The sequence below is a fragment of the Streptomyces sp. NBC_00038 genome (genome assembly GCF_026343635.1).
In the GTDB taxonomy this organism is placed as follows: Bacteria; Actinomycetota; Actinomycetes; order Streptomycetales; family Streptomycetaceae; genus Streptomyces.
The window spans coordinates 7,630,344-7,654,284 of the sequence record NZ_JAPELQ010000001.1 but is presented as its reverse complement, the minus strand read 5'-3'; the positions used below and the strand labels follow the sequence as shown (position 1 = coordinate 7,654,284).

The 23,941-nt window shown below is 68.3% G+C and carries 19 protein-coding genes, 1 pseudogene and 1 riboswitch; of the genes and pseudogenes, 5 read left to right on the top strand and 15 right to left on the bottom strand.

The annotated features are described in order from the left end of the window. The first annotated feature begins 10 nt into the window (after window positions 1-10). From OG219_RS34690 to OG219_RS34680, 3 genes are all read left to right on the top strand, one after another. Window positions 11-418: a VOC family protein gene (locus OG219_RS34690; protein ID WP_266474576.1), complete on the top strand. Its 408-nt coding sequence runs from the start codon at window positions 11-13 to the stop codon at window positions 416-418. Between the two features lie 81 nt (window positions 419-499). Further along, complete coding sequence (locus OG219_RS34685; protein ID WP_266833246.1) at window positions 500-1,615, top strand: LOG family protein; 1,116 nt, start codon at window positions 500-502, stop codon at window positions 1,613-1,615. A gap of 187 nt (window positions 1,616-1,802) precedes the next feature. Next, window positions 1,803-2,456: an LAETG motif-containing sortase-dependent surface protein gene (locus tag OG219_RS34680; protein ID WP_266833244.1), complete on the top strand. Its 654-nt coding sequence runs from the start codon at window positions 1,803-1,805 to the stop codon at window positions 2,454-2,456. A 74-nt stretch (window positions 2,457-2,530) separates the two neighbouring features. On the opposite strand, the gene OG219_RS34675 is transcribed toward OG219_RS34680, so the two are convergent. The 10 genes from OG219_RS34675 to rpsB form a co-directional block, all read right to left on the bottom strand. Then, on the bottom strand, window positions 2,531-3,340 hold the full coding sequence (locus tag OG219_RS34675) for a maleylpyruvate isomerase family mycothiol-dependent enzyme (RefSeq protein WP_266833242.1): 810 nt from the start codon (window positions 3,338-3,340) through the stop codon (window positions 2,531-2,533). 61 nt (window positions 3,341-3,401) lie between these two features. Next, entirely contained in the window at window positions 3,402-4,421 is a 1,020-nt protein-coding gene (locus OG219_RS34670) for an ABC transporter ATP-binding protein (RefSeq protein WP_266833240.1), read from the bottom strand. Then, window positions 4,422-6,098: an iron ABC transporter permease gene (locus tag OG219_RS34665; RefSeq protein WP_266833238.1), complete on the bottom strand. Its 1,677-nt coding sequence runs from the start codon at window positions 6,096-6,098 to the stop codon at window positions 4,422-4,424. Continuing rightward, a complete protein-coding gene (locus OG219_RS34660) occupies window positions 6,074-7,162 on the bottom strand; it encodes a thiamine ABC transporter substrate binding subunit (protein ID WP_266836335.1) in 1,089 nt (362 codons plus the stop codon). Before OG219_RS34660 ends, OG219_RS34665 begins: the two co-directional genes overlap by 25 nt. Before the next feature lie 74 nt (window positions 7,163-7,236). Then, a riboswitch (TPP riboswitch) is annotated at window positions 7,237-7,355 on the bottom strand. A gap of 34 nt (window positions 7,356-7,389) precedes the next feature. Continuing rightward, entirely contained in the window at window positions 7,390-8,496 is a 1,107-nt protein-coding gene (rlmN, locus tag OG219_RS34655) for a 23S rRNA (adenine(2503)-C(2))-methyltransferase RlmN (RefSeq protein WP_266833236.1), read from the bottom strand. A gap of 80 nt (window positions 8,497-8,576) precedes the next feature. Further along, window positions 8,577-9,704, bottom strand: a complete 1,128-nt coding sequence (locus OG219_RS34650) for a phosphatidate cytidylyltransferase (RefSeq protein WP_266833234.1) — start codon at window positions 9,702-9,704, stop codon at window positions 8,577-8,579. Beyond that, window positions 9,704-10,261 carry a ribosome recycling factor gene (frr, locus tag OG219_RS34645; protein WP_266474589.1) on the bottom strand — a complete coding sequence of 186 codons (558 nt, stop codon included), beginning with the start codon at window positions 10,259-10,261 and terminating at the stop codon, window positions 9,704-9,706. The genes OG219_RS34650 and frr overlap by 1 nt, the downstream gene beginning before the upstream one ends. Window positions 10,262-10,398: 137 nt before the next feature. Next, window positions 10,399-11,169 (bottom strand): UMP kinase, encoded by a 771-nt coding sequence (gene pyrH / locus OG219_RS34640; RefSeq protein ID WP_266833231.1) that lies wholly within the window; start codon window positions 11,167-11,169, stop codon window positions 10,399-10,401. A gap of 193 nt (window positions 11,170-11,362) precedes the next feature. After that, the gene (tsf, locus tag OG219_RS34635) at window positions 11,363-12,199 is read right to left on the bottom strand and encodes a translation elongation factor Ts (RefSeq protein WP_266833229.1); all 837 of its coding nucleotides are present in this window, start codon (window positions 12,197-12,199) and stop codon (window positions 11,363-11,365) included. A gap of 95 nt (window positions 12,200-12,294) precedes the next feature. After that, the gene (gene rpsB, locus OG219_RS34630) at window positions 12,295-13,245 is read right to left on the bottom strand and encodes a 30S ribosomal protein S2 (protein WP_266833227.1); all 951 of its coding nucleotides are present in this window, start codon (window positions 13,243-13,245) and stop codon (window positions 12,295-12,297) included. Between the two features lie 253 nt (window positions 13,246-13,498). Between rpsB and OG219_RS34625 the strand changes: the two genes are divergently transcribed. Continuing rightward, window positions 13,499-14,140: a murein hydrolase activator EnvC gene (locus OG219_RS34625; RefSeq protein ID WP_266833225.1), complete on the top strand. Its 642-nt coding sequence runs from the start codon at window positions 13,499-13,501 to the stop codon at window positions 14,138-14,140. A gap of 161 nt (window positions 14,141-14,301) precedes the next feature. On the opposite strand, the gene OG219_RS34620 is transcribed toward OG219_RS34625, so the two are convergent. The 4 genes and pseudogenes from OG219_RS34620 to OG219_RS34605 form a co-directional block, all read right to left on the bottom strand. Continuing rightward, entirely contained in the window at window positions 14,302-14,859 is a 558-nt protein-coding gene (locus tag OG219_RS34620; protein ID WP_266475062.1) for a TetR/AcrR family transcriptional regulator, read from the bottom strand. 276 nt (window positions 14,860-15,135) lie between these two features. Further along, on the bottom strand, window positions 15,136-15,978 hold the full coding sequence (gene whiG / locus OG219_RS34615) for an RNA polymerase sigma factor WhiG (RefSeq protein WP_266474600.1): 843 nt from the start codon (window positions 15,976-15,978) through the stop codon (window positions 15,136-15,138). Between the two features lie 271 nt (window positions 15,979-16,249). Beyond that, window positions 16,250-17,395: a DNA-processing protein DprA gene (dprA, locus tag OG219_RS34610; protein WP_266833222.1), complete on the bottom strand. Its 1,146-nt coding sequence runs from the start codon at window positions 17,393-17,395 to the stop codon at window positions 16,250-16,252. Further along, window positions 17,392-17,910, bottom strand: a pseudogene (locus OG219_RS34605) (ATP-binding protein); the annotation flags it as partial. The gene dprA and the pseudogene OG219_RS34605, both read right to left, overlap by 4 nt. Window positions 17,911-18,174: 264 nt before the next feature. Between OG219_RS34605 and OG219_RS34600 the strand changes: the two are divergent. After that, complete coding sequence (locus tag OG219_RS34600) at window positions 18,175-20,988, top strand: P-loop NTPase fold protein (protein ID WP_266833220.1); 2,814 nt, start codon at window positions 18,175-18,177, stop codon at window positions 20,986-20,988. A 170-nt stretch (window positions 20,989-21,158) separates the two neighbouring features. Here the strand turns inward: OG219_RS34600 and OG219_RS34595 are convergent, their stop codons facing one another. Then, on the bottom strand, window positions 21,159-23,816 hold the full coding sequence (locus OG219_RS34595) for a DEAD/DEAH box helicase (RefSeq protein WP_266833218.1): 2,658 nt from the start codon (window positions 23,814-23,816) through the stop codon (window positions 21,159-21,161). Window positions 23,817-23,941 lie beyond the last annotated feature (125 nt).

Genomic DNA, 23,941 nt, shown 5'->3' with positions numbered 1-23,941 from the left:
AGACCTGGACATGTACCAGCAGATGATCTTCGTGAACCTCGCCGTGAACGACGTCGACACCTCGAAGAAGTTCTTCACGGAGATCGGCTACACGATCAACCCGCAGTTCTCCACCGACGACTGCGCCTGCGTGGTGATCAGCGACACGATCGTCGCGATGATGCTGAGCAAGCAGCGCTACGCCGACTTCACGAAGAAGCAGATCGCGGACTCCACCAAGACCAGCGAGGTCCTGCTGTGTCTGAGCGCCGAGAGCCGCGAGAAGGTCGACGAGCTCGTCGACGGCGCGATCGCGGCGGGCGGCTCGGCCTCGGGCGAGACGCAGGACCACGGATTCATGTACGGCCGCGCCTTCGACGACCCGGACGGCCACACCTGGGAGGTCATGTGGATGGACCCGGCGGCGGTCCAGGGCTGAACCTCGTCACGTCGCACCAGGTCCGGCACGCAGCACGGGGGTCTGCGTGCCCGGTGACGGGGCGATGCCTAACATGGCGGCGTGCAGCCGACCCCCTTCCATGCTTCCCACGACCGTGAGATCGAGTCCCTCGCCGAGTTCGACGAGGTCGTCTCGATCCACGGTTCACTCGCCCAATTCCGTGTCCAGGCAGTCGATCTGACGGACCGTACGACGGAACTGCTGTCCCTGGACGCCGCGGGCGCCGTCTTCCTCGGCTGCCCGATGGACCCCGACGCGGCGGCGAAGGTGCGCGCCGCGGGCGCGCTGGTCTTCCCGCCCGTCCCCGGGCTGCCCTTCGACCCGTACCGGGGCCTGCTCCACTCCCCCGACGAGCTCTTCGAGAGGCTCGACGCGGGCTACGAGGAGACACCGGACGCCCGCGCGTACGCCTGGTTCCAGCAGACCAAGGCCGACGGCGACATATTCGCGTCGATGCTGCGCTCGATCCACGACGACTCGGTCTCGGACGCGCTCGACGAACTCCTCGTCGGCGCACGGGTGGTGGGGGTGATGGGCGGCCACGCGATGGCGCGCGGCACGGAGGCGTACGAGGGGGCGGCGCGCCTCGGCCGTGAGCTGGCGCGCGCCGGTTTCACGGTCGCCACCGGCGGCGGCCCCGGCGCGATGGAGGCGGCGAACCTGGGCGCGTACGCGGCCCCCTTCGACGACCGGATGCTCTCCGAGGCCCTCGAACTCCTCGCGCGGGCGCCGTCGTTCACCCCCTCGATCACCGACTGGGCGCGCGCGGCCTTCGCCGTACGCGAACGCTGGCCCTCCGGTGGCCCCTCGGTGGGCATCCCCACCTGGTTCTACGGCCACGAGCCACCGAACGCCTTCGCCGCGCACATCGCCAAGTACTTCGCCAACGCGACCCGCGAGGACGGCCTGCTGGCCCGCTCGAACGCGGGCGTCGTCTTCCTGCCGGGCGCCGCCGGGACCGTACAGGAGATCTTCGACAACGCGACCCCGAACTACTACGAGTCCCGTGGCGAGCCGACACCCATGGTGCTCGTGAACCGCGCCCACTGGACCGAGAAACACCCCACCTGGCCGCTCCTCCAGTCGCTGGCACGGGAGCGCGCGATGGAGTCCCGAATCGCCCTTGTTGACCGTATCGAGGAGGCTCCGGACGCCCTCAAACGTCTCGGTGGTTAACGACAAGGTAAAGGCAACGCCTTGGCAGGGCATATGCATTGACAGCACTTAGCTGGCGCTTATAAACCAGTGAGGCTACTGGGGGCGAAGTTGTCGCAGCAAAACAACAGAACGCCCCTCTAACCCCCCGCAGTTGCGCATCCCGTGAAGGGCAATCGTGTCCATATCTCGCCGTACCGCACGTTCTGTGCGAATCCTCGGTGTTGCTTCAGCGACGGCCGCGCTCGCGCTCGGTGTCGCCGGCAACGCAATGGCCTGCAACATTAAGGACTTCTCCGCCGTCGCCGAGTGCGACGACAACGGGAAGGGCATCATCACCGTCACCGACGTGGACCCCTCGGGCGTCAAGGCCACCGTGTCGGTCTACCTCGAGTCGAACGGCGCCGACGCGAAGCTCGTCGGCGAGGAGACTGTGGTCGGCACCCGCGAGGGCGCCACCGTCTCGTTCTCGGAGGACTGGCTGCCCAAGGCCGAGTACCGCGTCCACATCAAGGCCGAGAACAACTCTGTCGACGAGGACATCGAGCCGAACCTGGTCGCGCCGGCCGAGGCCTGCACGACCACGGAGACTCCTCCGGCGTCGGAGACCCCGGAGCCGTCGGACACACCTTCCCCGTCCGACGAGCCCTCGGACTCGGCGACCCCGTCGCCCGCCGAGAGCACCACCCCCGCGACGACGGGCAGCAACGCCCCGTCCCCCGCGGCCGGTGAGTCCAACCTCGCCGAGACCGGTGCGAACTCCAACACCCCGGTGATCGCCGGTGTCGCCGGTGCGTTCGTCCTGATCGGTGGCGGAGCAGTGTTCTTCGGTATGCGCCGCCGTGGCGCGACGAAGGCCTGATCCTCACATCGCACGAACGTGTGGCCCGTCCCCTCTCCGAGGAGGCGGGCCACACGCCTGTCGTCGTGCGGGCGCTACCCGAACGTCGCCCGCTCCAGCCAGAACTCCAGCAGCTCCCGCTCCCCCAGCACCTCCAACCGCCCGCCCTCCAGCGGCAGTCGGCGGTAGAAGCCCAGCAGTACGTCGGTCAGCGGCCCCCGCAGCGCGACAGTCGCCTTCTCGTGACCCCGCCGCCAGACGACCCCCTTCTCGGTGAGCTCGACGACCCACTCGGCATTCAGCTCGGGGTTCGTGTCGGTGGCGTGGAGGTGAATGCTGCGACCGGGGCCGCGCAGCTCCGCCGCCGCGTCGTGCGGCTGAGTCCGCTGCACGTACTCCACGATCCCCAGCCATTCGTCGATCGCGTCGGCGGCCACATCCGGTTCGACCTCGTACGGCAGCCCGGCGGCCAGCGTGGCGTCGGCGCGGTGGATCGCCAGCTCGTGCGTCATCCGGCGCGCCCAGAAGCCGGAGTCGTGCACCCCGGCCCACGCCCACACACGCGTGTCGGACCCCGCCTCCCGCAACGTGCGGACGAGCATCTCGCCGGTCTCCGCGAGCCAGGCGTCCAGAGCGGCGGGATCACCCTCGGCCTCCGGGCCCCCGGCCAAAGGCACGCCCCCCTCGGGGACGTTCTCCTGCGCCCTTGTACGGACGAGGAGTTCGACCCAGCGCAGCGCCCCGCCCGTATGCCGCAGGAGCTGCTCCAACGACCAGTCGGGGCAGGTCGGCACGGTCGCGGACAGCTCGACACCGTCCGAGGTCACCACGTCCCTCAACTGCCGCACCTGTAGCTCGATCGCATCGCAGTAGCGGTCATGCCCGAGTGGTCCGAGTAGCGTCATGAGCCGCACCTTATGCGGCGGGTGACTCCTCGAGTACGGCAATTTCGGCGGCGCCGGGCGGTCAGCCCAGGACGACGATCTCAGCCGCGTCGAACTCGACCCCGACCCGGTCACCGGGCTCCGGCGCGTCCCTGAGCGTGCACGCCGCTTCGAGCCGGGGCGCGCCCTCCGGCTGCAGCTGTACGGCGACATGGGTGCCCCGGAAGGTGCGTGCGGCGACGGTGCAGCGCAGCCCCTCCGCCGCGTCCACCAGCCGTACTCCCGCGGGCCGTACGAGCAGCGTGCCCGGCCCCTGCGGGGTGTCCTCCGGCACCGGGACCTTCCCCCACGGAGTGTCCGCCACCTCCCCGCTCACCCGTGCGTCCACCACGTTGTCGAAGCCGAGGAAGCGCGCCACGAACTCGTCCGCGGGGTGCTGCCAGACCTCAAGTGGCGTACCGGACTGGGCGATTCGTCCGTCGCGCATCACCACGACCCGGTCGGCGAGCGCGAAGGCCTCGCCCTGGTCGTGCGTGACGGCGAGCACGGTCGTACCCAACTCGCCGAACAGCTCCCGCAGTTCGACGACGAGACGTTCACGCAGCGAGCGGTCGAGCTGGCCGAGCGGTTCGTCGAGCATCAGCAGCCGGGGACGCGGCGCGAGGGCACGCGCGAGCGCGACCCGCTGCTGCTCACCACCGGAGAGCGCGGCGACGGCCCGGTGTCCGGCGCCCGGCAACCCGACGAGCTCCAGCAACTCCCGTACGCGTACGGCCTGTTCGGCCTTGCTCGCGCCATGCATCCGGAGCCCGAACCCGACATTGCCGCCCACGTCCCGCTGCGGGAAGAGCTGGTGGTCCTGGAACATCAGACCGACGCCCCGCTTGTGTGCGGGCACCCCCGCCTGGTCGCGGCCGTCGAGGAGCACCCGGCCGGCGTCGAGCGCCTGGAGCCCGGCCACCGCCCGCAGCAGCGTCGACTTGCCGCTGCCGCTCGGCCCCAGCACACACACGATCTCGTGCTCGGCGACCCCGAGATCGACGGCGTCGAGCACCGCCCGCCCGCCGAAGCGCACGGTCGCGGTCTCAAGGCTCAGCAGCATCTAGAACTCCCCGGTCCGGTCGGTCCGTACCCGCTCCAACAGCAGCAGCGACACCGCGCACACCACCATCAAGATCGTCGAAAGGGCCATCGCCTGGCCGTAGTTGAGGTCACCCGCCCGCCCGAGCAGCCGGGCCACGGCGACCGGCAGCGTCGGGTTGTCGGGCCGCGCGATGAAGACGGTCGCCCCGAACTCGCCAAGGGACACCGCGAAGGCGAACCCGGCCGCGACCAGCAGTGCCCGCCGCACCATCGGCAGATCGACCTCGCGCCACACCCGCCACGGCGACGCCCCGAGCACCGCCGCCGCCTCCCGCAGCCGCCCGTCCACCGCCCGCAGCACGGGCAGCATGGTCCGTACGACGAAGGGGACACCGACAAGGGCCTGCGCCAGCGGCACCAGGATCCAGCTGCTTCTGAGGTCGAGCGGCGGTTCGTCGAGCGCGATCAGGAACCCGAACCCGACGGTCACCGCCGACACCCCCAGCGGCAGCATCAGCAGCGCGTCGAAGCCGCGCACGAGCCGGCCCGCACGCCGGGTGAGCGCGGCGGCCGCCAGACCGCCGATGAATACGGCGATGGCGGTGGCGGCGAGCGCGTACTGCAGCGAGTTGCCGATCGCCTCGATCGGCGCGACCAGGAAGATGCCGCTGTCGTCGGAGGTGAGCGCTCGGTAGTACCCGAAGTCGGGTGCGTCCAGGGACCGTTGGACCAGCACGCCGAGCGGCAGCACGAGCAGCACGGCGATGCTCGCGAGCACCCCGGCGAGCAGTGCCCACTGCCCGGCCCCGCGCGGCCGGCGGGCGGTCGTCTCCGGGGCCACCAGGCGCAGGGCGGTCTCCCGGCGCCGTACGGTCCTGGCGTGCATGGCGAGGATCGCGCCCACCGCCACGAACTGGATGATCGTCAGCACCGCCGCCGTGGAGAGGTCGAAGATCTCCGAGGTCTGCCGGTAGATCTCGACTTCGAGCGTCGAGAAGGTGGGGCCGCCGAGGATCTGCACCACACCGAAGGAGGTGAAGGTGAAGAGGAAGACCATCAGCGCGGCGGCGGCCACGGCCGGGCTCAGCGCCGGCAGCGTCACCTTCCGCCAGGCCGCGAACCGGGAGGCGCCGAGCATCCGCGCGGCCTCCTCCTGACGCGGGTCGAGCTGCGACCAGAGCCCGCCGACGGTGCGGACGACGACCGCGTAGTTGAAGAAGACGTGCGCGAGCAGGATCGCCCAGACGGTGGTGTCCAGTCGTACGCCCCACAGCTCGTCCAGGAGCCCGCCCCGGCCGACCAGCGCCAGGAACGCCGTACCGACGACGACCGTCGGCAGCACGAACGGGACGGTCACCACCGCGCGCAGGACCTGCTTGCCCCTGAAATCGAAGCGCGCGAAGACGTACGCGCCGGGGAGCGCGATCAGCAGCGTGAGAGCCGTCGACGCGAGCGCCTGCCAGGTGGTGAACCACAGGACGTGCCGGATGTCGGACTGCGCAAGCACGTCCCAGATCCGGCCGAGCTGCCAGACCCCGTCCACCTTGAGACCGCGGGCCACGATCGCCGCGACGGGGTAGGCGAAGAAGACGCCGAAGAACGCGACGGGCAGGGCCATGAGCCCGAACCGCGCCGCGTCTCCGCGACGGGACTTCCTACGCGCGCGGGGCGCTACTTCAGTACGAGCGAGGTCCACGACTTGACCCACTGGTCACGGTTGGCGGCGATCTTGGCGGGGTCCATGGTCTCGGGGTCCTTGGCCTGCGGACCGAACTCGGTGAATTCGGCCGGCACCGTGGCCCCCTCGACCACCGGGTACACGAACATGTTCAGCGGCATGTCCTCCTGAAACTTCTTGGTGATCAGGAAGTCGATGAGCGCCTCGCCGCCCTTGGTGTTCTTCGCGTTGCTCAGCAGCCCCGCGTACTCGACCTGCCGGAAGCAGGTGCCGGTCGCGACGCCGGTCGGCGCGGTCGTCGGCTTCGGGTCGGCGTAGATGACCTCGGCGGGCGGCGAGGAGGCGTACGAGACGACGAGCGGCCGGTCCGCCTTGGCCTTCTTGCCCCCGGCCGAGCCGGAGAACTCCTCGTTGTACGCCTGCTCCCAGCCGTCGACGACCTTGACGCCGTTGGCCTTGAGCTTCGTCCAGTAGTCCTCCCAGCCGTCGTCCCCGTACTTGGCAGCGGTCCCGAGCAGGAAGCCGAGGCCGGGCGAGGACGTGGAGGCGTTCTCGGTGACGAGGAGGTTCTTGTACTCGGGCTTGACGAGATCGTCGAAGGACTGCGGCGGCGTCAGCTTGTGCTCGCTGAAATAGGCCTTGTCGTAGTTGACGCAGATGTCGCCGGTGTCGATGGGCGTGACCCGGTGCTCGTCCTCGTCGACCCGGTACTCCGGGAGGATCAGGTCCGAGCCCTTGGCCTCGTACGACTGGAACAGCCCGTTGTCGAGCGCGCGGGACAGCAGGGTGTTGTCGACGCCGAAGAAGACGTCGCCCTGCGGATTGTCCTTGGTGAGGATCGCCTTGTTGACGGCCTGCCCGGCGTCGCCGTCCTTGAGGACCTTGACCGTGTACCCGGACTCCTTCTCGAAGGCGCTCAGCACGTCCTTGGAGTAGGTGAAGGAGTCATGGCTGACGACGGTCACGGTCTTGGAGTCACCGCCGCTACCGGAACCGGACTCGGTCGAGCCGCACGCGGAGAGCGTGACGAGCCCCAGACCGACCACGACGGCCGTGATCGTCTTCTTCTTGCTCACTGAAATTCCTCCTGGGATGACCAGGAAGAGACGCGGCCCTGCCCGGGAACCCCTGAGAGTTCCCGGGCAGGGCGCAACAGCTTGAGTATTGACCGAACTTCCTACCCAGAATGACCTGGGCAAGGTTCTGAGGGTCTGCGGCCCACCGGTTACCCGGCTACCGCACTCTCAGCGCTGTGGCGCTCCCCTGTCGGAATATGAAGATGTGGATTCTGCGGTTGTTCCCAGCCAGGTTACCGCTCGGTGGCCGCGAGCTGACCGCACGCCCCGTCGATCTCCTGACCGCGGGTGTCCCGGACGGTGACCGGCACCCCGTGGGCAGCGATCGCCTCGACGAACGCCTTCTCGTCCTCGGGCCGCGAGGCGGTCCACTTCGAGCCCGGCGTCGGGTTCAGCGGGATGAGATTGACATGCACGGGCTTGCCCTTGAGCATCCGCCCGAGCCGGTCACCACGCCAGGCCTGGTCGTTGATGTCCCTGATCAGCGCGTACTCGATGGACAGCCGGCGCCCCGACTTCGCCGCGTACTCCCAGCCGGCGTCCAGCACCTCCCGCACCTGCCACCGTGTGTTCACGGGTACGAGGGTGTCGCGCAGCTCGTCGTCGGGCGCGTGCAGGGAGATGGCGAGGCGGCACTTGAAGCCCTCGTCGGAGAAACGGTTGATCGCCGGGACAAGCCCGACGGTCGACACGGTGATGCCACGCTGCGAGAGGCCGAGCCCGTCGGGCTCGGGGTCGGTCAGCGCGCGGATCGCGCCGACCACCCTCTTGTAGTTGGCGAGCGGCTCACCCATGCCCATGAAGACGATGTTGCTGAGCCGCGACGGACCACCCGGGATCTCGCCGTCCCTGAGCGCCCGCATACCGTCCACGATCTGGTGCACGATCTCACCGGTGGAGAGATTCCGGTCGAGCCCGGCCTGCCCGGTCGCACAGAACGGGCAGTTCATCCCGCACCCGGCCTGCGAGCTGATGCACATGGTCACCCGGTCCGGGTACCGCATCAGCACGGACTCGACGAGCGTGCCGTCGAAGAGCCGCCACAGCGTCTTGCGCGTGGTCTCCTGGTCGGTCGACAGATGACGCACGACCGTCATCAGCTCAGGAAGCAACGCCTCCTGAAGCTTCCCGCGCGAGGCGGCCGGGATGTCCGTCCACTCCTCGGGGTCGTGCGCGAACCGCGCGAAGTAGTGCTGCGACAGCTGCTTGGCACGAAACGGCTTCTCACCGATCGCGGCAACCGCCTCTTTACGCTCGGCAGGCGTGAGATCGGCGAGATGCCGCGGCGGCTTCTTGGCTCCGCGCGGGGCGACGAATGTGAGTTCTCCGGGCTTAGGCATGGCTGTACCAGTGTCGCAGACATACGGAGAGGGACTCGCCGCCCTGTGGACGACGAGCCCCCAACCGATAAAACCGCAGGTCAGCCGGACCCGACGAAGATCACCAACAACAGCCACACCACCGGAGCCGTGGGCAGGAGCGAGTCCAGCCGGTCCATGATGCCGCCGTGGCCCGGCAGCAGCGTGCCCATGTCCTTGATGCCCAGGTCGCGCTTGATCATGGACTCGCCGAGGTCACCCAGCGTGGCGCTGGCCGCGACCGCGAGGCCGAGGAGCAGGCCCTGCCACCAGGTGCCGTCGTCGATCAGGAACTCCATGCACAGCGCACCCGCCGCCATCGCGAAGGTGACCGCTCCGAGCAGGCCCTCGCGGGTCTTGCCGGGGCTGATGCGCGGCGCCAGCTTGTGCTTGCCGAAGCGCCAGCCGATCGCGTACGCGCCCGTGTCGCTGACCACGGCGAGGAGCAGGAACGTGAGCACCCGCCGCGAACCGTCGTCGGCCGTGAGCATCAACGCGACGAACGTGGCCAGGAACGGGATGTAGAAGGCCGCGAAGACCCCGGCGGTGACGTCCTTCAGGTAGCCCTCGGGGGGCTCCGTCATACGCCAGACCAGGACCGCGAGCGCGGTGAGCGCCATCGCCACCCATGCGCCCTCGGCACCCCGGACGTAGCCGGAGACGACCATCGCGGCACCGCCGAGCGCCAGCGGCACGAGAGGCGCCTTGATGCCCTTGCGCTCCTCGAGCCGTGACGTGAGCTCCCACAGCCCCACCACCACGGCGACCGCTATCACGCCGATGAACACGGCCTTGACGATGAACAACGATGCGACGATCACCGCACCGAGCCCGACGCCTACGCCTATGGCCGCGCCCAAGTCGCGTCCCGCGCTCTTCTTCTGCGGTGCGGGGGCGGGCTGTGGGGCGCTGGGCATGGGCTCCTGCGGCTTCTGCGACGAGTCCCCGTGGGGCGCCGTCGCCGGTGTGTCGTCGCGGAACAGGGGACCGCTCAGCCGAGCGGCCCCCCGGTCGTCATCCTGGTCTCCGCCGTGTGCGGGTACGTCGGGCACGATGGGCATGGGGCGAGTGTGCTGCGCGTCATACGCATCGTACGTGGGACCCGCCGGGGCAGCCCCCTGGACAGGCCCCTGGTCGGACGGCCCCCAGTACCCGGCTTGTGGCGGCGCCCCCCAGGAAGAGTCGTTCATCAGACCTCGAGCAGCTCCGCTTCCTTGTGCTTGAGGAGCTCGTCCACCTGGGCGGCGTACTTCGCCGTGGTGTCGTCGAGTTCCTTCTCCGCACGGCGGCCCTCGTCCTCGCCGACCTCGCCGTCCTTGACCAGCTTGTCGATGGTCTCCTTCGCCTTGCGGCGCACGGAGCGGATCGAGATCTTGGCGTCCTCACCCTTGGTCTTGGCGACCTTGATGTACTCCTTGCGGCGCTCCTGGGTCAGCTCCGGGAACACCACCCGGATGATGTTGCCGTCGTTGCTCGGGTTGACACCCAGGTCGGAATCGCGGATCGCCTGCTCGATGTTGCGCATCGCGCTCTTGTCGAACGGGGTCACCACCGCCATACGCGGCTCGGGCACCGAGAACGAGGCCAGCTGGTTGATCGGCGTCAGCGCGCCGTAGTAGTCGGCCACGATCTTGTTGAACATCGCCGGGTGCGCACGGCCGGTGCGGATCGCGGCGAAGTCCTCCTTGGCGACCACGACGGCCTTCTCCATCTTCTCCTCGGCCTCGAGGAGGGTCTCTTCGATCACCACTTGCTCCTGCGTGTCTTGAGTAGGCCCGGCAGCTGTTCCTCGTAGGGGTGGCAGCCGGCTGCGTCGCGTCTTATTCCTGCACGGTTCCGGACCGGCAGGACATTGTCCATCCCCCGGTCAGGGCTCGTCCCCGGTCAGGCCCGGCTGCTGTGTTCACCCACGAGTGTGCCGATCTTCTCACCCTTGACGGCCCGTGCGATATTGCCCTCCGCCAGAAGCTCGAAGACCAGGATGGGCAGCTTGTTGTCCCGGCACAGCGTGATGGCGGTCATGTCGGCGACCTTGAGGTCGCGGGTGATGACCTCGCCGTAGCTGAGCGAGTCGAACTTGACCGCTTCGGGGTTGGTCTTCGGGTCGGAGTCGTAGACCCCGTCGACACCGTTCTTGCCCATCAGCAGGGCCTCGGCGTCGATCTCCAGGGCGCGCTGCGCGGCGGTGGTGTCGGTGGAGAAGTACGGCATGCCCATACCGGCGCCGAAGATGACCACACGGCCCTTCTCCAGGTGCCGTACGGCGCGCAGCGGGATGTACGGCTCGGCGACCTGCCCCATGGTGATGGCGGTCTGCACACGGCTGTCGATGCCTTCCTTCTCCAGGAAGTCCTGGAGGGCCAGGCAGTTCATGACCGTGCCGAGCATGCCCATGTAGTCGGAGCGCGCCCGGTCCATGCCGCGCTGCTGGAGTTCGGCGCCGCGGAAGAAGTTGCCGCCGCCGATGACGACCGCGATCTGGGCGCCGTCGCGCACGACGGCCGCGATCTCGCGAGCGATCTTGTGCACCACGTCGGGGTCGACGCCCAGTCCTCCGCCCCCGGCGAACGCCTCGCCGGAAAGCTTCAGCATGAAGCGTCCCGTGCCTTTGCCGTCGTCGGTCTTCTCGCCCTTGTCGGCCTGCGTGGTGGTCATGGATCTCTCGCCTCTTTACGTGTCACACATACAAAGAAGGCCATTGCCGGTGGGGTGTTGTTCGCATCCCATGCTCGGCAATGGCCTCCTCGTCAGATCTGCTGTCGTCCGACACACGCGCGCGCGTGCCCACGTCCGCGGACGACTGCTGTCGACCCTAGCAGCGGGGTCGGGCGTCGATCGCGGTACGGACTCAGATGCCGACCTTGATGCGCACGAAGCGCTTCAGGGTGACACCGGCCTCGTCCAGAACCTTCTGGACGGACTTCTTCGGGTCCAGCGCGTACGGCTGACCGAGAAGGGTGGCGTCCTTGAAGAAACCGTTGACGCGACCCTCGACGATCTTCGGCAGGGCGGCCTCGGGCTTGCCCTCGGCGCGGGTGGTCTCCTCGGCGACGCGGCGCTCGGTCTCGACGACCTCGGCCGGAACGTCCTCCTTGGAGAGGTACTTCGGCGCGAAGGCGGCGATGTGCTGCGCGACACCCCTGGCGAGCTCGGCGTTGGCCTTGTCCAGCTCGACCAGGACACCGATCTGCGGGGGCAGGTCGGGCATGGTGCGGTGCATGTACGAGGTGACGTACGCGCCGGCGAACTGGGCGAAGCGGTCCAGGACGATCTTCTCGCCCAGGTTGGCGTTGGCCTCGTCGACGAACGCCTGGACCGTCTTGCCGGCCTCGATCTCGGAGGCGAGCAGCGCCTCGATGTCGGCCGGGGAGGTCTTGACGACGTGCTCGGCGATCTGGTTCGCGACGGCCTGGAACCTCTCGCCCTTGGCGACGAAGTCCGTCTCGCACTTCAGCTCGACCAGGACACCGGAGGAGTTGTCGTCGGCGATGATGGAGACCACAGCGCCATTCTCGGCGGAGCGGCCCTCGCGCTTGGCGACGCCCTTCTGGCCCTTGATGCGCAGCGCCTCGACGGCCTTGTCGACGTTGCCGTCGGCCTCGTCCAGCGCCTTCTTGCAGTCCATCATGCCTGCGCCGGTGAGCTCACGGAGCTTCTTGACGTCGGCGGCGGTGTAGTTCGCCATGATTCCTGGAATCTCTCTCGAAGTCTGAAGATCTACGGGCCGAACGGCGGGGGCTTGGTGTGCCCCCGCCGTTCAGAACCCGAAGGGGTGAGGGGTCAGGCCTGCTCGGCGTCCGCGGCGGGGGCCTCGTCGGCGACCGGGGCGTCGGCGGCGGGCGCCTCGGCGACCGGAGCCTCGGCAGCGGCCTCGGCCGGCTTCTCGGCCTCGGCCTCAGCGGCGGGGGCCTCGGCAGCGGCGGCCTCAGCGGCCGGAGCCTCGGCGTCGTCCGCCTTCTTCTCGCCCTCGAGCAGGTCGCGCTCCCACGCGGCGAGCGGCTCGCCCGCGGCCTTGTCACCCTCGGCGGCCTTGCCGGCACCGGAACGGGAGATGAGGCCCTCGGCGACGGCGTCGGCGATCACGCGGGTGAGCAGGGTGACGGAGCGGATCGCGTCGTCGTTGCCCGGGATCTTGTAGTCGACCTCGTCGGGGTCGCAGTTGGTGTCGAGGATGGCGACGACCGGGATGTTGAGCTTCCGGGCCTCACCGACCGCGATGTGCTCCTTCTTGGTGTCCACGATCCAGACGGCGCTGGGCACCTTCTGCATCTCGCGGATACCACCGAGGGTCTTCTCCAGCTTGGCCTTCTCGCGCGAGAGCACGAGAAGCTCCTTCTTGGTGAGACCCGACGCGGCGACGTCCTCGAAGTCGATCTGCTCGAGCTCCTTGAGGCGCTGCAGACGCTTGTAGACGGTCGAGAAGTTGGTGAGCATGCCGCCCAGCCAGCGCTGGTTGACGTAGGGCATGCCGACGCGGGTGGCCTGCTCGGCGATGGCCTCCTGCGCCTGCTTCTTCGTGCCGACGAACATGACCGTGCCGCCGTGGGCGACGGTCTCCTTGACGAACTCGTAGGCGCGGTCGATGTACGACAGCGACTGGAGCAGGTCGATGATGTAGATGCCGTTGCGCTCCGTGAAGATGAAGCGCTTCATCTTCGGGTTCCAACGACGGGTCTGGTGACCGAAGTGGACGCCGCTTTCCAGCAGCTCCCGCATCGTGACGACGGCCATGGCCGTTCTCCTTGGTGTTCTCGGTTGTGCCGCGCGTGCCGGACGGCACTCGCGCCTGACGCCCGCTTGCGCCTTGCCACTAGGGACCGAGAGGCGCTGACACCGGCTGTTTGATGGCCTGCGTGTCGGGGCGTGCGAAGTCGACCCGGTCACCCGGATCGCCACCAGAAGTGTACGGGACCTGAGAGGCACCGGGTGACGCCGCTGTCCACAACCGGCCGGTGCTCCACAGATCCCGGCCATGATCCGCCCGATGCGGGACGGTTCTCGCATGCGAGCGAAACGATGTCTGCGTACGTGGCTGGGCCTGCTGCTGGGTTTGACGGTGACCGTCCTGGGATCCCTGACCCCGTCCGCCCTGGCACGTACGACCGGACCCGCACCACCGGGCCCCACCGGACCACGGGAACCTTCAGTCCCTCCGGCAGCCGATCCGGCGGTCCCGGCCGTGGCCCGCGCCTGGCCCGTGGGCATACGTCCCTCGGTCGTACGGGGCTGGGAACCGCCGGCGACGGCATACGGCCGCGGTCACCGGGGCGTGGACCTCGCGGCGGCTCCCGGCACACCGGTACGGGCCGTCGCACCGGGCCGGGTGTCGTTCGCGGGCAGGGTCGCGGGACACGGAGTGGTCTCGGTGGAACTGACGGCCACGGGCACACCGCCGCTGCGCACGACATACGGTCCGGTCCGGGCAACGGTGGAGAAGGGCACCGAAGTCGCGGCGGGCGAGGTACTGGGCACCGTGGAGCCAGGCAGCCCCCACTGCCCGACATCGTGCCTGCACTGGGGCTTGCTCAGAGGAAAGACGTACCTGGATCCACTGTCACTGCTCCCACCTTGGCTATTGAGCAGGGGCCCGTCGCGCTTGCTGCCGGTGGCTGGGGTGAAGCTGTAACCGCTCTAGCTGTGGGCATGCGTGCCCATCAACCGTCCCCGCTGTGGGCATGCGTGCCGCTAGGGGCGGCGCCCATCCCAAGGGAGCGGCACCCCGCAAGCGCCGGGCTGCGCGACCCACCCCGACCCCAGCCCCCACCCCGGGTGCGCAGAAACAGCGACTCAGCCCCGAACGCCCCGCAGAGCCATGGCAACCGCCGCGTCAGTAATGGAGCCCGGATCCTCCGCCGCCCCCAGCTCAATCCGCCGCACAGCGGCATCCACCACACCCTGGAGAAGCATCGCCGCCAGCCGAGGCTCCGCATGCCCCAGCTCTCCGAGCGCCTCGACGATCATCGCGACAAGCCCACCATGCGCAGCCCGGATCTTCTCCCGGGCCCCGGCATCGAGCTCGCTCGCGGAGATGGCCACCACGGCCCGGTGCCGCCGGTCCCCGACAAGGGCCAGCTGCTGCCGGACATAGGCCTCGACCTTGGCCTCCGAGGTCTCCGCCCGCTGCATCGCGTCAGACACCTCCGCCGCCCAGACCGGAAAGTCGACCTCGCACAGCTCTTCGACAACGGCGGCCCGCGACCGGAAGTACTCATACACGGAAGACCGCGCAAGCCCCGTGCGCTCGGCGAGAGCGGGGAAGGTCAGCGCCTCCGTCCCACCCTCGGACAGCAGGGACCGCGCCGCGTCCAGCAGGGCGGCTCGCTGCATCGACCGGTGCTCGGCCACGGAGGCCGCTCGAATCCTTGGCACGACCACCACTTTACGGACGGACCGCCCCGGACGGCAGCCACTCCGATGACCCGACGATCCGAAGCGACGACGAAAGAGGGACAAGACAACGCGAAGCCGCAGCCGAAAAGGGACAGGAAGGGAGCCGGACGAGGGCGGAAACTGGCCACCCCAAAGACGCGACAAAGGCGAAGTAAGGGCGACAGCGAGGGCGACGGCAAGGGCAAGGGCAAGGGCAAGGCAGAGACGATTCAGCGCCCTCCCCCGTCGACGTCAGCGCCCGAAACTGGCCAGCTTCGCCCGCAGCTGAAGCACCGACTTCGTGTGAATCTGACTCACCCGGCTCTCGGTCACACCCAGCACATTGCCGATCTCCGCGAGCGTGAGTCCCTCGTAGTAGTAGAGCGTGACCACGGTCTTCTCCCGGTCGGGCAGCGTGTTGATCGCCCGCGCCAGAAACCTCCGCAGTTCCCGGTCCTCCGCGACCTCCACCGGATTGTCCGCCGCGGTGTCCTCAAGGGTGTCCATCAGACTCAGCCGGTCGCCACCCTCGCCACCGACGTGCAGCAACTCCTCCAGAGCCACCACGTTCGCCAGCGACAACTGGCTGAAGACCGCGTGGAGTTCCTCCACCCCGATCCCCATTTCGGAGGCCACCTCACCCTCCGACGGGGTGCGCCGCAACCGCGCCTCCAACGTCGCGTAGGCCCGCTCCACATTGCGCGCCTTCTGCCGCACCGACCGCGGAATCCAGTCCAGCGCCCGCAGTTCGTCGATCATCGCGCCCCGGATCCGCGTGATCGCGTACGTCTCGAACTTGATCTCCCGCTCGATGTCGAACTTCTCGATCGCGTCGATCAGCCCGAACACCCCCGAGGACACGAAGTCCGCCTGCTCCACATTGGCCGGCAGACCGACACTCACCCGCCCCGCGACGTACTTCACCAACGGCGAGTAGTGCAGGATCAACTGCTCCCGCAGCCGCTCGTCGCCCGTCGACTTGTACGACCGCCACAGCTCGTCGAGCGTCGAGGGAGCGGGCGGGCGCACGCTGCGGCCTTCACGGGCGGCTGGGGGGATCGCCGCCCGGTCGGACCCGGAGGTGTGCTGGGGCATTCGTCGCCTTGTGCCGTTCTGCCGTGAACTGGGGATGCCTGGGTGAGCTGTCGGTCTGATGTCGAGTTGCCTGTCTGCGCCGGAAACCCCGTGAGCGTAGCGTGACTGGAGCGTCGCAGTGCGCGAAGGGCGGGGGATCACCCCTGCGCAGATACGTTCCGCTGGGCGCCACCCGGTGTCCCGATGATCGCCCTGCGTAACCATCGGGAAACGCCAACTGCGGGAATTGCCAAGGCTGTCGGCGTTCGCCCGGACGGCCGAACACGCTCGGTCAGCACCCGCTCCGATCACCGCGGACGGAGATCATTGCCTGGCGTGTCAACTTCCAGCCGTCGCCGGTTCGTTCGACGAATCCAAGTGCTCGGAGTTCGTACAGTCTCCCGACCGCCTCGTCCGTCGTGATCCCCGCGCCCCGGGCGACCTCCTGCGCTCCCACCAGGCCGCGAGCCGGCAGCGCGGCCAGCACCCGCCCCGCGCCCGGGTCGAGCAGGTCGCGCGGCAGCACGGGCCCTCGCCGGTCCGGTGCCAGCTCTCCTATGTCGCCCACCAGCTCGGCGACTTCCGCAGCGTCGGAAACCAGGACCGCCTCCCCACGCAACAGTTCGTGCACCCCTGCCGACAGCCCGCTGGTGACGGGGCCAGGCACCCCCATCGTGAACCGTCCGAGCCGCTGCGCCGCACGTGCCGTGACCAGCGCGCCGCTGCGGTACGCGGCCTCGACGACCACGGTCCCCCGGGTGAGCGCGGCGATGACCCTGTTCCTGAGGATGAACCTGCTCGGAGTGGGGTGATCACCAGGCGGCAACTCCCCCACCACCAGCCCCTGTTCGGCGATTCTGGTGATCAACTGGGTGTGCCCGCGCGGGTAGGGCCGGTCGACACCGCAGGCCAGCACGGCGACGGTGGCGCCGCCCGCTCCGAGGGCCCCCCGATGGGCGGCGCCGTCCACGCCGTAGGCGCCGCCCGACACCACCACCCAGCCCCGCTCCGCGAGCCCCGCGCCCAGCATGGCCGCCATGTGCGCGCCGTACTCGGTGCAGGCGCGCGCTCCGACGACGGCGACGGACCGCAGTGCCCATATCCGCAGACTGGGCAGCCCTCGCACCCAGAGCCCGGTGGGCCGGGCATCGCCCAGATCGTCGAGCTGCACCGGCCACTGCGGTTCACCAGGGCAGATGAATCTCACCCCGGCGTCCTGCGCCTGGGCCAGATCCCGCTCGGGCCGCATCCCCGCGGCCCGCCCCCGCAGCCCCTCCCACCGCCTGACACTCGCCCCGGGCAGCGGCTCCCGTTCCGCCACGAGCCGCCGCGCCACCTCTACGGCTCCGAACTCCCGCAGCCACCGGCCTCCGAGCTCGTCACCGGGTTCGATGACCCGCGCGAGGGCGACGCGGGCCATACGGTCGTCGTAGGTCATGCCGGTGAACCGATCATCATTGGCACCCCTCGGGGGATCCCGGTGCGCAGTTGCAGGGCCAGGGCCACGTCCCCGGCGTCAGGCCGGTCGTGTCCCGAGAGGTCGGCGACGGTCCAGGCGACACGGAGCACTCGGTCCAGGCCGCGCGCGGTCAGCATCCCTCGCTCCAGGCCGCGCTCGGCTTCGTCCATCGCTCCCGGCAGTGCCTGCCAGCGACTGCGCAGCTCGCGTCCCGGCACCTCGCTGTTCGTGTGCCACGGAGTCCCGGCCAATCGCGCGGCGGAACGCTCGCGGGCGGCGCTCACCCGGTCGGCCACGGTCCGCGTCGACTCGCCCACGGCGCCGACCGCCGTCAGTTCGGCGCGGGTGACCGGCTCGACCTCGACCCGCAGGTCGATCCTGTCGATCAGCGGCCCGGAGAGCCTGGCCTGATACCGGCGGACGGAAGAGGGCGGGCACTCGCACATGTCGTTCGCCACGCTGAAGCGCCCGCAGGGGCAGGGGTTGGCCGCGAGGTTATGGGGGTCCTTCATCTCTGTCCGTTGTCCATCTTGAATGGTGCCCCCACCCAGACGTACCCCCACCAGGCAAGCCCCATCAAGAGCCAGTGCGAGGTGCTCCGTCCTCACTCCTGTCACTTACTGTGATCAATATCAGGTGGGTCCGATGGACGTCCGGAACAGGCCTGCCACGGTCAGTGCCAGCTCAGGCCCTCTCCCGCTGTGTCATCGCGGGGCGTTAGCATCCGCAGGTTCTGACACTCGGGGGAAGGGTGATGAATGCTTCCGTTATGGACACATACGTGGCTTGATGCCTGGTGGGCGAGGATTATCGACTTCCTCGAACCCGACAAGACACTGATCTACCAGCGGTGCGTGCTGATCTCGCTTGAAGATCCGGAGACGGCCCGGATGCTGGGCAAGCGCGAAGGCGTCACGCGGGATGCCGTCACAGAGCGGATGTACACAGACGCGTACGTCACCTTCACCACCAGCCGGTGCATCGGCGAGGCCCAGACTGAGTTCGACAAGGCACTCACCGACTTGGCGGACATCAGGGACAAGCATCGCGCCGCAGCATCCGAGACGGAATGGAGTTGGTGGGCGGCCTGTCTGCTGGTGATTTGCCCCAGCATCGTGATGCTTGCCATCGGGGGGCTGTTGGCGCTGGCCGTGGCGGTTGCGGTAGCGGCGGCCGTGCTGTTCACCTTGTTCTGGCGGGGTTCGACGGTGTGGTTCAACCTGCGGCAGTCGCTGGTCGCGGCGGCCTGGGGCGCGGTCTGGCTGGCACAGAGGGTGGAACTCGGGGTCAACGCCGCGGGCTGGGGTGAAGTGCTGGAGGCGCAGGGGACCCGGCCGGTGGTTGCCCAGGTGGTCCGCCAAATGCTCGGTGACGACCCAGACTCGCTCTTCATTCCGGGCAGCTACGAGGGCCTGCGGGCGCTCCGGGCCCCCGGATACTTCGTCGACAACGAGGCCCTCCAGCAGCTGCAGCGCAAGGTCGCGCACATCGAGTACGGCACCATCGCCATCTGCGGCCCTCGGGGCGCAGGCAAGACAACGCTGCTGGAACGGTGCGTCGACGAGGCCGACTTCGGTGTACTCGCCCAGGCGCCCGCCACGTACACCCCGCATGACTTCCTGCTCTCGCTGTCAGTTCGCCTGTGTGCGACTTACATACGTAGCGAAGGCTACGAAGTCCCCGAGTTCACGCGGCTGTCGAACGCGCGTCGGCTGCTGCGCCGGGTCATCTCGCGGGTGAGGCGGTTGGGACGGTGGGGAGCCTTCGCCCTCCCCTCCACCGCGCTGGTGGTGTTGGGGCTGTCGACCTCCGCCCGTTCCCTGTACTCGCAGTACGCCAACTCGGTAGCAGACTTCGTTCGGACGCACGTCGACCCGCTCCGTTCGTATTCTGTTCAGACCTGGCAGGGGCATGGTGCTATCGCAAGTGTGCTGGCCATCCTCGCGGGGCTTGCATGGTGGAAGTCGCGGCATAGTTCGTGGCTACCAAGCCTATTAGGGGGTCTATGGACGCTCGCCGGTACCCCTGTCGGAATGCTCTTGGCGCTCGGGTCCATCGGAAGCATCCTCCTAGATAAGCAGGTCCAGCAGCAGGTGCGCTACATACAGCCGGGGACCATGGTCAGCGCCGGACTGTTGATGGTGGCGTGGATTTATTTCCTGAGGTTCCGCGATTCAGGCAAGGCGTTTCAATCGGGCAGATGGCGCGTCTACCTGGAAACAATTTTCGGTCCTCTGGCCTTCGCCAGCGGAATCGCCCTCCTGCTGTACCTCGTTCGCAACCCGCAAACGTACCCAATCCTGGCGGACACTGAGAATCCCTTGCGGCTCGCAGGCGCGATAGCTGGCGTGCTCCTAGCGAGAGCGGGCGGCTGGCGCCCTCGGCCGACGGAACCCGAACTGGTGACCCGATGCCGTAACCACCTCTACCGTCTACAGACGATCCAGACGTCTTCGAATGGGCTGTCCACCGGGACCTCGCAGGTACTGAGCCTGGGTACCTCGCACACCACGTCCGTCTCCACGGTCCCGCCAAACTTTCCGGAACTCGTCGAGGAATTCCGCGATGTACTTAACCGCATCGCGAAACACAAGGCTGCACAGAATAGAGTCGTGGTGATTGCCATTGACGAGCTGGACCGTCTGGGTTCTTCCGCGCAGGCGCTGGCCTTCCTCGGTGAGATCAAGGCAATTCTGGGCGTGCCTCACGTTTACTATCTGATATCGGTGGCTGAGGATGTCGGGGCTTCCTTCGTCCGCCGGGGCTTGCCTCACCGGGACGTAACGGATAGCTCTCTTGACGACATCATCCACGTGCAGCCAAGCCTGCTTAAAGATTCACGTGCCATTCTCGCCAAGCGGTGCGACACGCTGACTACCCCTTACGTGATCCTGGCTCATTCTCTGTCCGGTGGCGTATTGCGTGATCTCCTTCGATACGGGCTCCAGATCCGAGAAATGCAAGAAAAGACACAGTCTTTTGAACTGACCGAAATCTCGCGGCACGTCATCCTGGATGAACTGTCTGAAACCCTCGCGGGTTTCCGAACTCTGCTGAGCAAACAACAGTGGACCCGGGATACGAGCGGCGTACTTGGCGCCTTCCGTACACTGGGGGGTTACCTGCGCGAACCGTGTCCCTGCACGGAGTTCGACCTCCAACTGGCCCTGGAGCAGTTCGCCTTCTATGCCGCCGGGGACAGGCCGGGTCCCATCGCCCATCATGAACTGGGCGATGGTGCACGCCAACTCATCGATGAGGCCTCCGCGTACGCCCATTTCTCTCTCACCTTGCTCGACATCTTCAGCACCGAGGGGCTCAGACGCCGCACTCACCAGGCCGCGGAGCAGGGGCCGGACGGAGACCCGGAACGGCTGGCCGAAGCACGTCAGGAACTCGGGATATCCCCCTACAGCGCCCGCCCGCTGATCGACAGCATCCGAAAGGCCTGGTCGTTGCCCCTGGGACCGTCCGCCAGCAGTCGCCGGCCACGATCACGAGCGAGGAACTGCCCGCTTCATCCCGAGCGGGATGACCGCCCGCAGGCGCCCGGCCGTGGGGAGCACACATGAGGAATGCGCTGTTCGGGTGTGACCGAGCGCTTCAGTTGGCCAGTTGAGCGCCTACTACAAGGAGCTGACGCCCCTGCTCGACCCCCCACGCCAACCGACTCGCGCCACGATCGACACCACACGCCCAACTCGCGCTGAAGCGCTCAGTCAAGAGCTGCGAGTCTGGGCCCTTACGGGCGGATGGGGTCTGCGGTCACGGCTTCCTTGACGTAGGAGGGCAGCACCAGGCTGGTGCGCAGGGCCTCCGCGACCACAGCGTGCAGGTCTTCACCCTCGACGCCGGCCGGGGCGGCGTTGCGGATCCGGGTCCATGCCTGCGTCGCCCGCACTGCGAGCGCGAGGACCGTGTCCGGGGAGACAAGGTAGAGATGGGACTCCGCCGCGGGAACGGCCAGGTCGCTCACCATCCCGCGAGGGGAGACGACGAGGCTGATACTGTCGCTCGGCGCCTCGTCGACCTGCTTGTCGCTGGCCAGCTGACGGAGCTGGCTGTTCGACTGCCTGATGTACTTCAGGCTGACGCCTCCTTCGGACTTCTGCTCGCTCTTAGCCTCGACCGTGAGCCACCAAGATGGCCACAGCCACGCCGCGTCCGTACGTCCCTGACCTGTCGGCTTAAACGAGCGGGCCCCCAGCAGTTCCCCGAGGGAGACCAGCCCCGCCTCGTACTTCACGGAGTACTGCTCGCGTAGGTTGGCCAGCATCTCGTTGGCGAACAAGTCGAACTTGGCGGCCGTCTTTAGCTTCGAGGACGACCGGTAGGCCTCGGCTACGGCTGCTACGGCCTCGGTGTCCAGGGCGCCGAGTTCTGGCGCGGCGACCGCGTGCCCCTCGATCTCCCGCAGCCACGTGGTGCCGAAGGCGGCCTTGCGTGCCCGCTCCAGCAGTTGCTCGGCCCGCGCTGTCGCGCCCGGGGCGTCTGCTGCCAGCCGGGCCCAGACTGATCCGAGGTAGGCCCACATCGCCTGGTAGGGGCGCAGCTCTCTGCTGGTCAGGAGATCGAGGACCTGCACCGCGCTGCGGGAGGCAGTGTCCCAGTCCTCTTGCCAGGCGGCCTGCCAGGCGTTGACCTCATGTTCGGCGCTTGCGGCCAACATGCCCACGTAGGCAGGGGCTTGTTTGGCGCACTCGGAGCGGCGCTCGACGATGTCCGGCTCGGCGTCCTGCTGCCACATCTGGTCACGATCGAGGGCGCTGCGTGCTAGGGCGATGAGATCAGACGGGGGTACTTCACTGTTGTCGCGGCCGAAGGCGATCTCGGCCTGGAGCTCGGGCGGCAGTCCCTCGCGGACGTCGAGGCGGGAGAGAAAGCGCTGGAGTTCGCGTCCAGTGACGATGACAAGTGCGAAGTCGCGGGGTCCGCGGGTGCAGCGGCCGGCGCCCTGGATGACGCGGGTGCGGACCCGCTCCAGGGCCACGCGGCCGGCGCGCAGTCGGGACTGAAGGAACTTGTCCTGGAGGTGAAGGGCATCGGGGAGGTCGTGCATCAGGATGATGTTGCACGACTCGTCGGGGAGGTCCATGCCGTCGAACCGGCTCGGGGCGAGCAGCATGCCCCGGTCGGCGGTCTTGAACGGTTGGAGGCCGTCCAGGGTGTCGCCGGGTCGGAATCGTTCCGCCTGTGGCACCCCCAGGGTGTCGGCGATCATCGTGGCCGACTTTCCGTCGGGTGTTAGCACCACGCATTTACCGCGCAGGCCGATCAACCGGCCGACCAGGCCACCCTTGTCCGCTGGATTGGCCGGCGCCTCGCCAGGACCGGATTGCGCGGCGGGCTGGTGGGTGTCGGCCGAGTGCAGACCGCCGGGGCCGAAGGGGTCGTTGGTCGACTCCGCCAGGTCGGGGAAGACGAAGAAGCGTCGGCCGCTGCCGATGCTCTCCCACTCCGGGGGCGCCGCGATCCGGGTGATCGTCGGGCGGCCGAAGGCCCGCTCCAGCTCGCCGCCTTCACCGAGGGTCGCCGAGAGGTAGATCCGCTGCTGCGGGCCCATGAACGGGGTGTGGGCGAAGGTCGGCGGGATCATCGGCCGGATGTACCAGCCCTGCGGGCTGACGTAGAACAGGCAGGCACGCAGCTGCGAGCGGACCATCTTGAACCGGTACCAGGAGTTGCCGACCAGGGTCGACAGGACCCTGTCCAGCTCGACGGCGTGCTTGGCGACGGTCGGCACCGGCACAAGCCGTACTTCCGTGCCGCCGTACGGGTCGGTCAGCCGGGACACGAGGTGGGGGTCGAGGTCGTCGCCGAACACATCCAACAGCGAGGTGAACTGGCTGGCGGTGGCCGGGATGTCCACTGCCCAGGCATCCGCTACGAAGCCTTCGGCAGCGTGCGCGTCGTCGAACAGCAGGCTCTGCGCGTCCGGAAAAGCCGGGTTGGTGTTGAACACGTGGCTGTAGACGGTCACGGCCACAACCTCGGCGCCCGCGTAGCGCGCCAGGTCCCGATCGTCAAAGTCGGAGCGCGAGCCGATAAACAGGGCGGCGGGGATGCCTTGGGCCCGGGCGGCAGCCCAGACCTGGTGGGCGAGCTGCTTGGTCGGGCAGGCGTAGACCGAGCGATGCTTGTAGTAGCGCCGCCTCCAGTCAGCGATCAGCAGGCCAACCAAGGTCTTCCCGGAGCCGGTCGGGAGCTCCAGGGCGACGTCGGACTTGTTCAAGAGTGAGGGCGAGGCGTAGGCGCGCAGCATGTCGGCCTGGTGCGACCACAGAGCGCCGTGGCTGGTGGTCGTTCGCGGGAGCACTCCGAACAGTGCCTCCGGCGTCGGCGGCGCCGTCACCTGCTTCGTCCGCTGCCGGAACCGGACCGGCTGCTTGCTGTCGTCCACGCTGACCCCCTCAACGCCGGATGGCCGACGCACACGTACTGCTCGACACAGTGATCGTAGTCCTGTATCCCTCAGCCACCGGCGAAACGTACCGACCGATCAGGGCAGTCAGTCGACGGCAAATC